Raw genomic sequence first — 15326 nt, forward strand, 5'->3', positions numbered from 1 at the left:
AAAACCAGCTGCTGCCCCGGCTCATTACGCCCCACTCAGGTCGCGCGGCCGAGAAGCGTTACCTTTGTCGGAAATAGTTGAATTATGAGTGTTCCCACGTTTGCCGACCTCGGCCTTGCTCCCGCCCTTTTACAAGCCCTGGAAGAGCTGAACTTCACCGCCCCTACGCCCGTGCAGGCCGAAGTTATTCCGATGGCCCTGGCCGGACAGGACGTAGCCGGACAGGCGCCCACCGGCTCGGGTAAAACGGCCGCCTACGGCCTGTCGGTGCTTCAGCAGCTGGAAATCAAGGAAGACTCGATGCAGGTGCTCGTGCTGGTGCCCGCCCGGGAGCTGGCCCTGCAGGTGCGCGACGCCCTGAAGCGCCTGGCCAAGTACATTCCCAACCTGCGGGTGGCGGCCTTCTATGGCGGCCACGCCATGCGCGATGAGAAGATGAGCCTGCGGCAGATTCCCCACGTGGTAGTGGCTACGCCCGGCCGCCTGCTCGACCACCTGGAGCAGCGCACCATCATTCCCAACAAGCTCCGGGTCCTGATTCTCGACGAAGCCGACAAGCTCCTGGAGCTGGGCTTTCAGGATGAGCTGGTAGAGATTGTCAAGCGCCTGCCCCGGCAGCGCCAGACCCTGCTGTTCTCGGCCACGATGTCGGACAAGGTGCTCAACCTCATCCGGGCCAACCTCACCCGCCCCCGCGTGGTGGACGCCGGCCAGGACGACGGCAACCTGCCGGAAAACCTGACCTTGCTGGGCCACGTGGGCACCATCGACCAGAAGCCCGCCGCCCTCTATCACCTGCTGCAAAAGCCGGATACCGGCCGGGCCCTGATCTTCTGCAACACCCGGGAGCGGTGCGTCGAGCTGGCCCGCTTCCTGCAGGGCCGGGGCGTGGCCGCCGAGGTGCTGCATGGCAAGATGCCCCAGCCCGAGCGCGACAAAGCCCTGATGAAGCTGCGCAACGGCTCGAGCCAGGTGCTCGTGGCCACCGACGTAGCCGCCCGCGGCCTCGACGTAACGGCCCTCGACACGGTCGTGCAGTACGAGTCGCCGGACAAGGCCGACCAGTTCCAGCACCGGGCCGGCCGCACAGCCCGTGCCGGGGCCGTGGGTACTGCCCACATCCTGGCCACGCCCGCCGAGCAAAGCCACGTGAAGAAGTGGCCGGTGGCCGAAACCATTCAGTGGGCCCCGATGCATGCGCCCAAGCTGCCCCCGGCTGCTCCCAAGGCCCCGCGCCCCGAAAACAGTACCCTGCACGTATCGGCTGGCCGCAAGGACAAGGTCAGCGCCCACGACCTGGTGGGCACGTTCATGGCCCACGGCGGCCTCGAGCGGGAGGCGGTTGGTCACATCGAGGTGTTCGACCACTACAGCTACGTGGCCGTGCCGCGGCAGCAGGCTCAGGAAGTAGCCAACCGGGTAACGGGCGCCAAGATCAAGGGCCGCAAGATTCGCGTTTCGCTGGTTGAGTAAACCAACTGAAGCCGTCGAGCAACCGCGTAAGCTGCTGTTTATCTGCAGCCAGAACCGGTGGCGCAGCCTCACGGCGGAGCGGCTGCTCGATGGCCACCCGCACTACGAGGCGCGCTCGGCCGGAACCGAGCCCGGTGCCCGGGTGCGCGTCACGGCCGGGCACCTCGGCTGGGCCGACGTGGTGCTGGTGATGGAGCGGCGCCACGCCGACCGCCTGCGGGAGAAATTTGCCGGGGAGCTGGCCGGCAAGTCCCTGATCATTCTGCGCATCCCCGACCAATTTCAGTTTCAGGCTCCGGAGCTGGTAGCGCTGCTCCACCGGAAGCTAGCGGCCCTGCTGCCGCAATTTTGATTTTTAGCTGATTTCTTTTCCTGCTTATGCGCGTATGCTTGCTTCCCTTCCTGATCGGTTGCAGCCCAAACAACGAGTAGGCGTGTTCGGGGCGCTGACGGCAAGCCGCTTTAAAAGCCGCACCCGCCAAAACACCATCAGCAACCTTAGCCTGGTTGACTACTAGGCCTGGCTGGCAACCGCACGCATGGGCCTGCGGGTATTTGTGCCCTTGCCAGGGAAGCCAAAGCTGCTGCTCAGCTTTGGCTACAAGCTAAACCGCGCCACCAAGCCAACGGTAACCAGCTCCACCTTTACCTCTGGCTCCAACGAGCCCGACTATGCCTATCCTACTCTCCTTCCCGGCGTGGGACTGGGCTGGCGAAGTCAGCGCATTTCGCTCAATGTGGACGGGCAGATTTATAAGGGGGCTAAAAGTCCGCAGTCAGCTGCCCTGGCGGTGCTGGGCAACAACTACGCCGTGCGGCTGGGAGCCACCTACCGCCTGGGCCGTGACCCCAACCAGCAGCTGACCAACCGGTAAACATCCACCACAGCAGCACGACAGGCAGGTACGCTAGCCAGGCTACTTACTAAAGATACAGGACGGTGAACTTGTAAAATGAATGAGCTGAATCATGAAAATACCTAGAAGTAGGTATTGCCAATCCTATGCGGCGTCCATAATTTTGAAGGATTAATCATTTTTCAAAGCACCTATGAAACACCGTTTACTCTTCTCTGCCCTGGCTTTGTTTGCCACCACCCTCACCTCGTGTGAAATAACCGAAACGGTTCCTGACTCCAATCTGGAGGTGACGGTTACCAACAGCGCCGGTACGCTGCAGTCGGGAGCTTCGGTAAAGGTGATGAAGACGGGCTCGACGACCGCCGACGAATCCTCTTCTACCAACAGCTTTGGCAAAGCCACGTTCACCCTTGATGGCGACCAGCGTTATACCGTAGAAGCCTCGAAAGGCTCGCTGGGCGGCACTACCAGCGTCACCAACATGCTGGTAGCCGGTAATTCGTACACGGTTACCGTCGTTATCCGGTAACGTCAATTGCAGCCGCCTCCTGTTGAAAGCAACGTATGAATTCAGCAAAACGGCAAAGGCCAGAACTTCCGCAAGAGGTTCTGGCCTTGCTCGTTTTCTCCCCCGACGTCTTACCGGCACTAGCAGGGGCAGCGGAAGTAAGCTTAACCTTCGCGTGGAGGAACCGTTTACCCGGCCATGAATTATCTGATTGCCCTGGCTGCTCTGGCCGTGATTGTCTTTTTTTTCTACCGCTACGTAACGCGCGGCGCCCGCATTAAAGCCGCGGCTCTGGCGGCGGAGTTCCCGGAGCAATGGCGGCAGACCCTGGCTACCCGGGTCGCGTTTTACTTGTCGCTGACCGTGGAGGAAAAAAAGCGGTTTGAGCGCGAGGTACAGGTGTTTCTGGCTCAGACGCGCATTACCGGCCTGCAAACCGAGGTCGACGATACCACGCGGGTGCTGGTAGCCGCCTCGGCCATTATTCCCACCTTTGGCTTCCGGGGCTGGGAGTACGGCAACCTCAGCGAGGTGCTGATTGTGCCCGACGCCTGGCGGGAAAAGCAGGACCCCAACAAAGAAACTGCCCCCCTGCAGGGCCAGCTCCTGGGCAGCGTCCGCAACTTCCAGAATCAGCACTATATGCACCTGTCCAAAGCTTCGCTGGAGCGGGGCTTTCAGGATTCGCTTGACCGGCAGAATGTGGGCATTCACGAGTTTGCGCACCTGCTCGACGAGGCTGATGGCATTATCGACGGGGTGCCGAAGCTGGCCTTGCCGCCGGAGCTGCTGCAGCCCTGGGCCGAGGTCATGGCGCGGGAGATCGAGGCTATCCGGGCCGGCAAATCGGAAATCAACGACTATGGCGGTACCAACGAGGCCGAGTTCTTTGCCGTCGTAACCGAATACTTTTTTGAGAAGCCCGAGAAACTGCAGGAAAACCACCCCGAGCTGTACCAGCTGCTGACCCGGGCCCTGCGCCAAAACCCCAAGAAGCGGTTCCTGCGCTTTGCTACCGACCCACGGGAATGGCTTAAGACGCTGCGCTCCCGCCGCAAGTTCGGCCGCAACGACCCCTGCCCCTGCGGCAGCGGCAAGAAGTACAAAGAGTGCCATATGCTTCAGCAGCAGGCTGCCTAGGCCGTGCTACCGCGGCTCTGCGGCGTCAGTTCGGGCTACCGACGCCCGGCAGCTACCGGGTACAGCACGGAGGCTGAGGCGTTCAGGGGCAAGTAGCTATTTTAGCCGACGAACTAGTGCCCTGCTCCTTTCCCTCCTTTTCCCACTCATGAAAAAAACGCTCCTTTCCGGCCTCACGCTGGCTACGCTGGGCTCCGCGCTCTGGGCCTGCGCCCCTACCGCCCCAACTACTACCGCCACTGCCCCGGCACCCCCTTCACCCAGTGCAACTGCCACGCCCGCGCCGCCCGACTGGAAAACCCAGGCCGACCTGTTTCTGCGCGAGTACTCCGCCACCTACCAGAAGCTCTACACCCAGTCGACCGAGGCGGAATGGCGCTCCAATACCCGCATTGTGAAGGGCGACAGCACCAACGCCGTGGCTACTGCCCGTGCTAACGAAGCCATAGCCGCTTTCACCGGCAGCGCTGAAAACATCAGCCGCCTCAAGCAGCTGCTCGAGCATAAATCCGAGCTGACGCCCCTGCAGGTAAAGCAGTTGGAAACGGCCCTCTACAACGCCGCCAACTCGCCCCAGACCATTGCCGACGTGGTAAAGCGTCGCATCAAGGCCGAAACCCAGCAAACCGAAAAGCTCTACGGCTTCGACTACAAGTACCAGGGCAAGTCGGTGACGACCAACGACCTGGACGAGCTGCTGCGCCGGGAAAAAGACCCACGCAAGCGCCAGCAGATCTGGGAGGCCAGCAAGACCATCGGCCCCTCGCTCAAGGAAGGGCTGCTGAACCTGCGCGGCCTGCGCAACCAGACCGTGCAGGCGCTGGGCTACCCCGACTACTTTACCTACCAGGCCTCCGACTACGGCATGACCCGGGAGGAAATGATGGCGCTGGTTCGCAAAATCAACGATGAGCTGCGCCCGCTCTACCGGGAGCTGCACACCTACGCCCGCTACGAGCTGGCCAAACAATACGGGGTGAAGCAGGTGCCCGACATGCTGCCCGCTTCCTGGCTGCCCAACCGCTGGGGCCAGGACTGGAGCGCAATGGTAGACGTGAAGGGCCTGAACCTCGACGCGGCGCTGGCCAAAAAGGGGGCGGAGTGGCAGGTAAAGCAGGCCGAGCGGTTTTACCAGAGCCTCGGCTTTCAGGCGTTGCCGCCGGTATTCTGGGAGAAAAGCAGCCTTTACCCGCTGCCCAAGGACGCCAACTACAAGAAAAACAACCATGCCTCGGCCTGGCACATGGACCTCGAGAATGACGTGCGCAGCCTGATGAGCGTGGAGGCCAACACCGAGTGGTACGAAACCACCCACCACGAGCTGGGCCATATCTACTACTACCTCACCTACACCAACCCCGAGGTGCCGGTACTGCTCCGGGGCGGGGCTAACCGCGCCTACCACGAGGCCATGGGCTCCCTGATGGGCCTGGCTGCCACTCAAAAGCCGTTTCTGGTGGGCCTGAACCTGATTCCCGCCAACGCCAAGAGCGACCAGACCCAGACGCTGCTGAAGGAGGCCCTGAACTACGTGACCTTTATCCCGTTCTCGTCCGGGGTGATGAGCGAGTGGGAAAACAGCTTCTATGCCGAAAACCTGCCCGCCGACCAGCTAAACGCACGCTGGTGGGAGCTGGTGAAGAAGTACCAGGGCATCGTGCCGCCCGCGAGCCGGGGTGAGAACTTTCTGGACCCCGCTACCAAAACCCACATCAACGACGACCCGGCCCAGTACTACGACTACGCACTTAGCTACGTCATTCTGTTTCAGCTCCACGACCACATTGCCAAAAAGATCCTGAAGCAGGACCCGCATGCCACCAACTACTATGGCAGCAAGGAAGTAGGCAACTTTCTGGCCGACATCATGCGCCCCGGCGCCTCCCGCGACTGGCGGGTGGTACTCAAGGAGAAAACCGGCGAGGACCTCTCCGCCCGCGCCATGGTTGACTACTTCCAGCCGCTGATGGCTTACCTGAAAGAGCAGAACAAGGGCCGCAAATACACGATGTAATGCTGGTGGGCTCGTTTTTTAAGCGGGCGGGGCTACAGGCCCCGCCCGCTTTTTTGTGTTGTGCTTCGCTAGACTGAGCTGGCTTCGCCGGCACTAAGCCTACGTGCCCGAAGGATACAGATCTGGGGGCTCGTTGCCCTTCACCGGCGTTTCCAGCGGGTGCAGGGCGGTGGTTTTGTCGAGGTAGATAAACGCGTCGTAGCGCTGGGGAATGACGGAGGGCACGTAGTTGCCGAACCGCTCGACCCGGGGGTTGTACACGACTCCGATGGCGCGGTGGCCCAGACGGCGCTTGAAAAACGGTACTTCGCGCAGGTCTTTGGACAGAATCAGCTTGTTGGTGGCCCCGGTCGCGTGCAGCAGATCCTCCCAGCTGCCTTCCTTGGCTTCCGGCACCGGCATCCGCTTGATGGGCGCACCCCAGGCGTCGGCGGCAATGACCGAGCCCTGGTACGAACCGAACCCAACGATAAACACGTTGTCGCGGCCCAGCTGCTGCCGGGCCAGCTGACCCACGTTTACTTCGCCGCTGCTGGCCATGTCGGTGTAGCGGGCGTCGCCTACGTGGGTGTTATGTTCCCACACAATGGCCTTGCTACTGGGTCCGTGTCGCTCGAGCAGGCGCTTGAGCGTTTCCATCATGTGCCGGTCCCGGATGTTCCAGGATTCGGTGTTGCTGCTGGTCATGGCCCGGTAGTACCGCTCCCCGTTCATGGCTACCAGCGCGTGCTGCTGGGCCACAAACAGGTTCTCATCCTGGGGCACCGCCCCTCCGGTCAGCTTTTCCATCGACTTCCAAAGCCGGCTGGTTTCCAGCCCGCAGGCCCGGTCGGCCCGAGCCACGGCCATGGCATAGTCCTGGGCGTCGGAGTTATAGGGCTGAAAGCAGCGGTGCGCCTTTTGGGCGGCCTGGGCGGCGGCCGGGTCACGGCCTTCGAGACGGGGTACGAGGTCGGCCAGGGCTTCCCAGAGGCAGTACACGTCGAGGCCGTAGAAGCCTACTTTTTCGGTGGCGGCCCGCTGGTTGTGGCCGTTCAGCCAGGTCACCAGGGAGGCGACTTCGTAGTTGCCCCACATCCAGGTGGGCCAGCGGTTGTAGTGCCGCAGCAGACGCACGGCTGCCGCGCTGTCCTGACGCGTGCCTTTCACAAACTCATTCACGCGGTAGGAATCGGCCCATTCCCCTTCCACGGCAATAAAGTCAAAGCCCTTCTCCTGTATGAGCCGCTTGGACAGCGCCGCCCGCCAGGCGTAGTACTCGTGGGTACCATGGGAGGCCTCGCCCAGGAGCACCACGCGGGCGTTGCCGACCTGCTCCATCAGCCGGTCGAGGTCTTTTTCCGAGCGCAGCGGGTAGCTCGGAATGTCCACCTTTGCCGTGGTTGCGGCACCCTCACTGGTAAGCTGGACCGGCAGCTCCGAGTCTGCCGCTGCCGCGCCGGAAGCGGTGTCGTCTTTCTTCTGGTGGCTGCAGGCCAGCGCGTGAAGCACAAACAGACCCACCGTCAGCCACTTTGCCGTATTGTTGATTGCCATTTTCCTTCAGCCTTTTGGCCCCATCAGATGCCTGCCTCCACCGGAGGCTGCTTTCTTTTTTACGGCAGTAGGCTTCGTTGCGGAATACGCATTTTTTGCCGTACTAATACGGAAAATCCCCGGGGCTGGCACGCTGAAACAGGATTGCCGGCGTCTGGTAAAGCCACCAACGACGCACGTAAAAAAAGCCGGGCCGCTGGGCCCGGCTTTTTAGGCCATCTGCAGCATCCGGCGCTGCAGTACTTTGCTTAGGTTGTCGTAACTGCGGTAAATAAGCTGCGCGACCTCCTCGTCGTCGAAGTCGATGCCCTCCTTGCGGCTGTTGAGGTAGCGGGCCAGAGCCGCGTTTTCGTCGAGGCTTTCGGTCAGCTCGGCCTGCGCCCTGGACCATTCTTCCGGCTCATCGGCTATTACGTAGCGCACGCGCAGCTCAATCGTCTGGCTCACCAGCTTTGCCAGCCGCGCCAGGGCCGCGGAATCAGTGTCGGTAAGCTGCCGGAATTCCCGCCCAATCACAGCCAGCATCCCAATGCGGGCCCCATCCGGCATTTGCAGGGCGGCGCCGGCGTAGAACTTCAGCCCGATGGCCTGGGCCACGTCCGGCTTGATAAGCCCGCAGCTTTCGGGCTTGTAATCCGAGGTTACCACGGGCTCGTCCTGTAGAATAGCGGCCGAGCACATGCTTTCGGCGCGGGGCAGGCCGGGGATACCCTCGGCGCCCGTTACCGACTTAAACCACACGTACTCATCATCCACCAGGGAGATAAGCGCAATGGGGGTATTAAACAACTGTGCGGCCCACGCCGTGTAGTCGTCGAAGATGGCCTCCGCAGTCGTATTGACAATCTGGTACTGGTACAGCGTGCGAAGGCGGACCGCGTCGTCGGCCGGAATCAACGACGCGGGGAAGGGCTTACTCATTCAGGGGGATTAGTAGTTAGCTTCCGCGGCAGGCAGGTCAATCAGAATGAACTGCGCGTCTTTACTGGCTTTAATATCGACCACGTGCTCGTCAGTCATGCGGGCCTGATCATTCGGACCCAGCTCGGTGCCATTGACGAAGATGGTTCCTTCCTTTACGTAAAGGAAGGTCAGACGGATGGGAAACGTCTTAAACTGTAGTTCCTTGTCTTCCTTGAGGTTGGCCCAGTATACGGTCGTATTGGAATTCATGTACACCACGTCTTCCAGCACCTTCTGGCCCGACACCAACGGAATCAGCTTGTTGTTGGTGCTGAGGAAGTTCAGGTCTTTCTGCTCGTAGCTTGGGCGCAGACCGCGCTGGTTGGGCAAAAACCAGAGCTGGTAGATGTGCAGGGGCTTGTCGGTGCGGTTCATCTCGCCGTGGGCCAGGCCCGTACCGGCCGTCATGCGCTGCACTTCCCCTTTCGGAATCGTCGTCATATTGCCCATCGTGTCTTCGTGGGTTACTTCCCCATCGAGCACAATCGTTACGATTTCCATTTCGGAATGCGGGTGCTGGGGAAAGCCCGAATTGGGCGCGATGCTGTCGTCGTTGAACACCCGCAGGGGCCCGAAATGCATGTTTTCCTTGTCGTAGTAATCGGCGAAGGAGAACAGGAAGTAGCTGCTGAGCCAGGGAGCCGGGGCGGCGTGGTGACGGCTGGTGGCCGGAATATACTTAAGCATGGGAAGGCGTTTGGTCGTTGATAAGCGAATGTTCCTTGCCCATACGGGGCAAGTCCGGGCGAAGTTAAGTTAGCAGCCGCCAACCTATATAGCAACAGGTAGGTAAAGCAAAAAGCCCCAACCGTTCCCGGCCAGGGCTTTTCCTATAGCTTAACTAAACCTAGCGTTAGGCTAGGCTTTCTTCAGGGTCGTCATTTGCTGCTGCAGATCGAGCACGATGCTGGCCAGGCGCGTGAGCGAGAGGTCGGCAATGGGGAACGTGCTGCTGATATACGACTTGGCTTCCCAGATCTCCACGACGTCTTCCACGTCTATTTCGTAGGGCGAGTACACCGGGTTATCGGAGTGCAGCGTTAGCATCGACGAGTCCTTGAGGCGGTTGAACACGCGCTTAAACACGATGCCTTCCTTGTTGCTGACCACGATGCAGGGCGTACCGTCCTTGAGCGTCAGCCAGTCATCGACGTAGCGGCCCACGATGACGGTACCGGAAGCAATGGGCAGCATTGAGTCGCCTGCAATTTCGAAAGCCCGGTACGAGCCGCCGGAGCTGAGCATGGGCAGGCGAAACTTAGGCAGCTCCTCAAGGTACTCCGGGTCGGCATAGCCGTTGAGGTAGCCGGCGGCAGCTTTCTGAGGCACCAGCTCAATGTTCTCATTCTGCTCTTTGTCGACCGTCAGCGCCAGGATGCGCAGCCGGTCGGCCGGGCGGGGCGACGGAGGCTCGGGCGAGTTCGTGGCCGGCTCCAGCTGCCGCAGCGCGGCCTTGGCGTTGGACTTGCGGCTAAAGTCCGTGGTTACCAGCGCGTCGAGGGTGATGCCGAACAGGCGGGCCATGTTCACCAGGGTCACGAGCTTGGGCTCGGCCCGGCCTTCTTCGTAAGCACCCACCAGGGAGCGTTTGATCCCCAGCTTATCAGCCATTTGTGACTGCGTGAGGCCCAGCTCACGGCGCCAGAATTTAAGGTTAGTGTTAATCATCGTGGAATGGGAGCCGGGGAAAGGCCTTACTAGAAAACAGAAACGGCTCGTGAAATTACTAACCCGCCCCCGGCTTTACTAATTCATTTAGCTAAAAGTTTTTTTTAGGCAGAGTTTTTTTGACATTCTGCTAAATGATTCTTCTCCCCATGCACCGCCTTGTACTCCAAGCAAATGTATTTCAGCAGGTTAATTTACTTGTGATGCTGCTTTTCGGGCCGCATTATCGTAAATACTATCGATTGTGGCCTGGGCCGTAAGGGCAGCCGCCTCGGCATACCACTCATCATTTTCCCAATACTTATCCCAGCCCAGGTGCACATACTGGGGGTTGATGGTGACGTCGCGCTCGGCAATGGCAAAGTCCCGCAGAATCGTGTTGGCAACCATGAAGAAGTCGTCGGCCCAGATGCAGGGCTTGCGTTGCCCGGAAGCGTTATTGACCCACTCGCCTTCAAAAGTCGCACCTCCTCCCCGGGCGGCGTACCCTTCCGGTGCCATACTATGGGACAGGCGCAGGATCTGCTCTTCATTCGGGTACAGCCGGAAGTCCAGCGTTACTTTTCCGGTGAAGACGCCGGCATTTTTCTGCTGCGGGTCTTCGCGTAGCACAAATGAGCCGCGTGCTGAATAGGCCGGGTTTTCCGCATCGTGGTTTTCGAACGCGGCGTCCTGCAGCTGATCCAGTATGATCTCCCCGGAGAAAGGAGTAATCGTTTTTTTGAAGCGGTTTTTACCGGTTACGTGCAGAATCCCGGGGTGCACGGAGTCTTGGACCACGCGGGTGAAAACCACTTCAATCCGGTAGTGGTCGGCGCCAAAGAAGCCGTTCTGAACCGGGTTATAGTAGCTTCCGGACGACACTTTAGGCCACAGCGTGGTCAGATCGTGCTGCTTCAGAAACGCCAGCATCTCGGGACTGAGTACCGGGGCGGGCTCCACCGGCCTAGCGGCCTGGGTAGTAACCGTTCGGACCGGCGCTGCTGTTTCGGCCTTTGCCGTGGCCTGGGTGGGAGCTGCCTGCTGCTGACAGGAAGTGGATAAAAGCAGGCCGAGAGCGGCCAGAGCGGGCGGGAGCTTTTTCATAGAGGACAGATGTCGATTGTAAAATAGCAGGAATTCTTTACATAATGGGTTCGTCATCAGCCCACCACTCCTCATTTTCCCAGTAGCGGTTCCAGCCCATCCGCGCATACCGGGGGTTGATGTGCATGCCCCGGTCACCGGCGTAGAAATTCTCCATCACCGTGGGGGCAATTTCCATGAAGTTACTTGCCCAGAGCAGGTTGAGCGGCTTTTTGCTTTCAGGATTCCGCCAGGTGCTGGTAAACGTGGTCCCCTCCCCTTTGCCTTCCGTGTAACCCCAGTCATCTTTGTAGGCGGGCAGGTACGCAACGCCGTTGGGCGTCCGTGAAAACATCATGGTCAGTGTGCCGGAAAAAGTGCCGGACCCTTCCACGGCCGCGCTTTCCGTCAGCCGAAACCGGCCGGTGGCCTGATAATGATTCCACTCCCGGGCGCAGTTGCAGCCCTTTGGCACCCGGACTTTGCGCATCGACGTGAGCGTAATGGTGCCGGTGAAGGGCAGAATCCGTTCCCGCTCCCGGGTTTTGCCCGCCACGTGATACACCGCCGGGTTTTTACGGTCGCGCCGCACTTTCTGAAATACCAGCTCCAGCCGACGGTATTGCGGCCCGAGGTAGCCCAGCATCACCCGCGCTTCGGCTTCGCCATCACCGTGCAGCGACCACAGGGGCGCCAGATCGAATCGGCTTACCAGACTGGCCGAAGCCGCCGCTACGGGCTTGCGGGCCGGTTGTTTGGTGGAAATAGCCGGGGGAGTGCCGGCTGCGGTGGAGAACAGGACCACCAGCATCAGAAGCAGCTTCATGGAACAGAGGGTTTGGTGAAAAGCAGAATCAGAAGGATGAGGCAGGGCACGCCGCCGCCATAGACCCTTCGAAAGGGATCCGGGCGTTGCAGGAAGAACAGGAAAACCAGCTGGCTATCAGGCCGCCACTGCCGCCGCGGGGGCCACCGTGGGCCGGGGAGAGAAGAACCGGGCCTGGCGCAGCAGACGGCGGGCGGCCCCCACCTCAATCAGTACTTCCGCCAGCACGAGGTTGCCGGTCCACGACAGCCAGGTGACGGTCAGGTAGGTTTCGATGGGCTTGGTGCCGAACACGTAAAACAGCAGGTAGCTTTCCGAGCGCAAGCTCAGGGCGGCCAGCGTGACGGCGAAGCTGCGAATCATCCAAGCGGTGTGCGCTTCCCACTGCCGCTGCCGCGCCAGGCGGTAAGCCTGCCAGGTGCACAGCATCCAGACGATGCACTGCAGGGTGAAGCCTACTTTGGCCACCAGCCCGCCGTTGGCGTAAGCGGCGAGGATCAGTCCTGAGGGCCCCGCCAGCGCCAGGATGGACACGACGTAAAGCTTGCCCAGGTTACGGTGCAGGCGGGCCCGCCCCTGAAACCAGCGCGGAAAAAACTGCGCGAGGCCCGCGCCCAGCACCCACAGGGAGCTGCTGATGTGCACGTAGAAACCGATCCGGAAAAACAAGCTGGAATTCGTGGCCTCCGATTTAGTCGTCAGAAAGTGAATACCCGGCTCCAACGTGCGGTAGGGCCACACTTTGGTCGCCATGAGCACCAGAAAGCCACCCACCAGGGTCCCGGCCAGAAATTGAAGGATGCGGGGAAACGTCAGGGATGCAGGCATGGCAAACGGCTGGCAGAGGGCTCAGTCAGGATAACGTGGCTGGTATATTATTATGATTTACTATAGTAATTATTTTTCTACGGCTTTGTCATGAACACCAAGGCCCCGCCTGCTGTCGGACAGCGGGCGGGGCCTTCGGATCAGGTCAGCAGAATCGGAAACCTAGGCTAGCTGGCCGCGGAGGCGCTTTTCGTAGGTGATGGCGAGGCGCAACTTGAAGTAGTCGTACTTTTCCCGCAGGTGGTCGTAGAGGTCGCGCAACAGCGGCTCCCCGCCGAGCTTGCCGCGGGCCGTCTGGATTTCGGCGTACTCGTCCATGGTGAGAAACTCTTCCAGCCGGATCTGGAAACCTTTCGCGAACAAGGTTTCGATATGGGCCCGAATGGTGCTCACGCTCAGGCTCCGGCGCTGGGCAATATTTTCCACCGTCAGCCCCTGCCGGTGCAGCTGCCAGGTGGCCTCGTGGGTGTCGCCGGCTTCACGCTTGCGGGAGGAGGGCACCACTGGCAATTCGTCCTGGTCGGCTTCCTCGGCGTCGTCCGGGTTGGGCCGGCCGCCGTGGGCCAGGATTTCCTTGATAAACGCCTCGCCGTAGGTTTCGAACTTCTTCATGCCCACGCCCGAAATGGCCAGCATGCCCACCCGCGTGACGGGCTTCTCGGCGGCCATTTCCTGGAGCGTGGTATCGGTGAAGATAACGTACGGCGGCACGTTCTGCTCGTCGGCAATGCGCTTGCGCAGCACCCGCAGCCGCTCGAACAGTGCGGTGGCTGAATCGGATGGGGCCGAGGCAGCGGCGGCTTTCTTGCTGGCCCGGGTCACCTTTTCGGCTTTTTCGGTGATCTGGAACTTCTTCATGGGCACCGTGAGCTGGCCTTTCAGCACCTGCTGGCCCCGGTCCGTTATTTTCAGCGCATAGCCTTCCTCGTAAGCAATGTACAGCAGGCCGTCGTTGAGCATCTGGTGGATGTAGCTGTACCAGTCGAGGTAGCTCAGGTCGCCGCCCGCGCCGTAGGTTTTGATCTGGTCGTAGCCCCCGCTGAGCACGGCCTGGTTGCGCATGCCCCGGAGCACGTCGATGAGCAGGGTGATGGAAACCCGCTCCCGCGTGCGAACCACCGCCGATAAGGCTTTCTGCGCCAGCAAGGTACCGTCGAAGGTGGTGGGCGGGTTGCGGCAGATGTCGCAGTTGCCACAGTCCTCGGCCAGCGTCTCGCTGAAGTAGTTGAGCAGGATCTTGCGGCGGCAGGTGGCGGCTTCGGCAAACTGCTGCATCCGCTCCAGCTTGGTTACGCTGAGCTGGGCCAGGCGCGGATCCACGTCCTTGGTAATCATCTCCCGCAGCGAAGCCACGTCGGCAAAGCTGTAGTAGAGCACGGCCGTAGCCGGGGCCCCGTCGCGGCCGGCGCGGCCGATTTCCTGGTAGTAGCCCTCGATGTTCTTGGGCAGGTTGTAGTGAATCACCCAGCGCACGTTGCTCTTGTCGATGCCCATGCCGAAGGCAATGGTGGCTACGATTACCTGCAGGTCGTCCTGCAGGAACGCCTCCTGCACGTTGCCGCGCTGCAGGGGCGTCATGCCGGCGTGGTAGTGCCCGGCGCGGATGCCCTTGGCCTTGAGCTTCTGGGCCAGGGTTTCGCACTGCTTGCGCGAGAGGCAGTACACGATGCCCGGCTCAGCGGGCCGGCGCTCCACGAAGTCGATGATGCTGGTAACGCGGTCCTGGCCCGGGCGCACGATCAGGTTGAGGTTGGGCCGGTCGAAGCTCGACAGAAATACCCGGGGCTCGTGCAGGCGCAGGTGGGTCTGGATGTCGCGCTGGGTGAGGCGGTCGGCCGTGGCGGTCAGGGCAATGATGGGCACCTGCGGAAACTGGTCGCGCAGCAGCCGGAGCTGGGTGTACTCGGGCCGGAAGTCGTGGCCCCAGGACGAGATGCAGTGGGCCTCGTCGATGGCGAACATGCTCACCCGCAGACGCTGCAGGAATTGCAGAAACCCCTGGGAAAGCAGCTTCTCGGGGCTGACGTAAAGCAGCTTGAGGTGGCCGTTGAGCGAGTCGCCGGCAATGCTGTTCTGCTCGCTCTGGCCTACGCTGCTGTTGATGTAGGCCGCCGCCACGCCATTGGCCCGCAGGGCTTCCACCTGGTCCTTCATCAGCGCAATCAGGGGCGAGACGACCACGCACAGGCCTTCCTGCACGATGGCGGGTACCTGAAAGCAGACCGATTTGCCGCCGCCCGTGGGCATGAGCACCACCGTATCGCGCCCGTCGAGGATGCTCTGGATGATGTCCTCCTGCATCGGCCGGAACTGGTCGTAGCCATAGTATTGCTTGAGCACGCGCCGGGCGGAGGCGAGCGTAGGAGTCAGGGCTTCGGGGGCAAATAACATGATGTAAAAATACGACGGTAAACCGGTAGTTGCTGGGGTAAGACAAACTATAGC

At 60.9% G+C, this 15326-nt stretch carries 15 protein-coding genes; 7 read left to right on the plus strand and 8 right to left on the minus strand.

The features are described 5' to 3' along the window. The first annotated feature begins 84 nt into the window (after positions 1-84). From LJY25_RS07920 to LJY25_RS07945, 7 genes are all read left to right on the plus strand, one after another. The gene (locus tag LJY25_RS07920) at positions 85-1473 is read left to right on the plus strand and encodes a DEAD/DEAH box helicase (protein ID WP_227607783.1); all 1389 of its coding nucleotides are present in this window, start codon (positions 85-87) and stop codon (positions 1471-1473) included. Beyond that, positions 1466-1825: a low molecular weight protein tyrosine phosphatase family protein gene (locus LJY25_RS07925; protein ID WP_227607784.1), complete on the plus strand. Its 360-nt coding sequence runs from the start codon at positions 1466-1468 to the stop codon at positions 1823-1825. Before LJY25_RS07920 ends, LJY25_RS07925 begins: the two co-directional genes overlap by 8 nt. Positions 1826-1859: 34 nt before the next feature. Continuing rightward, positions 1860-1991, plus strand: a complete 132-nt coding sequence (locus LJY25_RS21225) for a hypothetical protein (protein WP_262908700.1) — start codon at positions 1860-1862, stop codon at positions 1989-1991. Positions 1992-2012: 21 nt separating this feature from the next. After that, the gene (locus tag LJY25_RS07930) at positions 2013-2348 is read left to right on the plus strand and encodes a hypothetical protein (RefSeq protein ID WP_227607785.1); all 336 of its coding nucleotides are present in this window, start codon (positions 2013-2015) and stop codon (positions 2346-2348) included. Between the two features lie 175 nt (positions 2349-2523). After that, positions 2524-2862, plus strand: coding sequence for a hypothetical protein (locus LJY25_RS07935; protein WP_227607786.1), 339 nt, complete (start codon positions 2524-2526; stop codon positions 2860-2862). Between the two features lie 177 nt (positions 2863-3039). Next, positions 3040-3981: a M90 family metallopeptidase gene (locus LJY25_RS07940; protein WP_227607787.1), complete on the plus strand. Its 942-nt coding sequence runs from the start codon at positions 3040-3042 to the stop codon at positions 3979-3981. A gap of 148 nt (positions 3982-4129) precedes the next feature. Next, a complete protein-coding gene (locus LJY25_RS07945) occupies positions 4130-5995 on the plus strand; it encodes a M2 family metallopeptidase (protein WP_227607788.1) in 1866 nt (621 codons plus the stop codon). Between the two features lie 99 nt (positions 5996-6094). Here the strand turns inward: LJY25_RS07945 and LJY25_RS07950 are convergent, their stop codons facing one another. The 8 genes from LJY25_RS07950 to recQ all read right to left on the minus strand — a co-directional run bounded on the left by LJY25_RS07950 (position 6095) and on the right by recQ (position 15272). Next, positions 6095-7531 (minus strand): erythromycin esterase family protein, encoded by a 1437-nt coding sequence (locus LJY25_RS07950; protein WP_227607789.1) that lies wholly within the window; start codon positions 7529-7531, stop codon positions 6095-6097. 210 nt (positions 7532-7741) lie between these two features. Then, positions 7742-8452 (minus strand): GAF domain-containing protein, encoded by a 711-nt coding sequence (locus LJY25_RS07955; protein WP_227607790.1) that lies wholly within the window; start codon positions 8450-8452, stop codon positions 7742-7744. A gap of 9 nt (positions 8453-8461) precedes the next feature. After that, positions 8462-9181: a pirin family protein gene (locus LJY25_RS07960; protein WP_227607791.1), complete on the minus strand. Its 720-nt coding sequence runs from the start codon at positions 9179-9181 to the stop codon at positions 8462-8464. A 171-nt stretch (positions 9182-9352) separates the two neighbouring features. Then, complete coding sequence (locus LJY25_RS07965) at positions 9353-10162, minus strand: helix-turn-helix domain-containing protein (protein ID WP_227607792.1); 810 nt, start codon at positions 10160-10162, stop codon at positions 9353-9355. A 189-nt stretch (positions 10163-10351) separates the two neighbouring features. Then, entirely contained in the window at positions 10352-11248 is an 897-nt protein-coding gene (locus LJY25_RS07970; RefSeq protein ID WP_227607793.1) for a hypothetical protein, read from the minus strand. 37 nt (positions 11249-11285) lie between these two features. Then, positions 11286-12053: a hypothetical protein gene (locus LJY25_RS07975; protein ID WP_227607794.1), complete on the minus strand. Its 768-nt coding sequence runs from the start codon at positions 12051-12053 to the stop codon at positions 11286-11288. A gap of 117 nt (positions 12054-12170) precedes the next feature. Further along, a complete protein-coding gene (locus LJY25_RS07980; RefSeq protein WP_227607795.1) occupies positions 12171-12881 on the minus strand; it encodes a DUF2306 domain-containing protein in 711 nt (236 codons plus the stop codon). Between the two features lie 162 nt (positions 12882-13043). Continuing rightward, complete coding sequence (gene recQ, locus LJY25_RS07985) at positions 13044-15272, minus strand: DNA helicase RecQ (protein ID WP_227607796.1); 2229 nt, start codon at positions 15270-15272, stop codon at positions 13044-13046. Between the last annotated feature and the right edge of the window lie 54 nt (positions 15273-15326).

The sequence above is a fragment of the Hymenobacter translucens genome (genome assembly GCF_020685205.1).
Taxonomy (GTDB): domain Bacteria; phylum Bacteroidota; class Bacteroidia; order Cytophagales; family Hymenobacteraceae; genus Hymenobacter; species Hymenobacter translucens.

Excerpts from the sequence above, each read along its gene's own strand:
- LJY25_RS07920 (WP_227607783.1), top strand. The coding sequence starts at position 85 with ATGAGTGTTCCCACGTTTGCCGACCTCGGCCTTGCTCCCGCCCTTTTA.
- LJY25_RS21225 (WP_262908700.1), top strand. The coding sequence starts at position 1,860 with ATGCTTGCTTCCCTTCCTGATCGGTTGCAGCCCAAACAACGAGTAGGC.
- LJY25_RS07930 (WP_227607785.1), top strand. The coding sequence starts at position 2,013 with ATGGGCCTGCGGGTATTTGTGCCCTTGCCAGGGAAGCCAAAGCTGCTG.
- LJY25_RS07935 (WP_227607786.1), top strand. The coding sequence starts at position 2,524 with ATGAAACACCGTTTACTCTTCTCTGCCCTGGCTTTGTTTGCCACCACC.
- LJY25_RS07940 (WP_227607787.1), top strand. The coding sequence starts at position 3,040 with ATGAATTATCTGATTGCCCTGGCTGCTCTGGCCGTGATTGTCTTTTTT.
- LJY25_RS07945 (WP_227607788.1), top strand. The coding sequence starts at position 4,130 with ATGAAAAAAACGCTCCTTTCCGGCCTCACGCTGGCTACGCTGGGCTCC.
- LJY25_RS07950 (WP_227607789.1), bottom strand. The coding sequence starts at position 7,531 with ATGGCAATCAACAATACGGCAAAGTGGCTGACGGTGGGTCTGTTTGTG.
- LJY25_RS07955 (WP_227607790.1), bottom strand. The coding sequence starts at position 8,452 with ATGAGTAAGCCCTTCCCCGCGTCGTTGATTCCGGCCGACGACGCGGTC.
- LJY25_RS07960 (WP_227607791.1), bottom strand. The coding sequence starts at position 9,181 with ATGCTTAAGTATATTCCGGCCACCAGCCGTCACCACGCCGCCCCGGCT.
- LJY25_RS07965 (WP_227607792.1), bottom strand. The coding sequence starts at position 10,162 with ATGATTAACACTAACCTTAAATTCTGGCGCCGTGAGCTGGGCCTCACG.
- LJY25_RS07970 (WP_227607793.1), bottom strand. The coding sequence starts at position 11,248 with ATGAAAAAGCTCCCGCCCGCTCTGGCCGCTCTCGGCCTGCTTTTATCC.
- LJY25_RS07975 (WP_227607794.1), bottom strand. The coding sequence starts at position 12,053 with ATGAAGCTGCTTCTGATGCTGGTGGTCCTGTTCTCCACCGCAGCCGGC.
- LJY25_RS07980 (WP_227607795.1), bottom strand. The coding sequence starts at position 12,881 with ATGCCTGCATCCCTGACGTTTCCCCGCATCCTTCAATTTCTGGCCGGG.
- recQ (WP_227607796.1), bottom strand. The coding sequence starts at position 15,272 with ATGTTATTTGCCCCCGAAGCCCTGACTCCTACGCTCGCCTCCGCCCGG.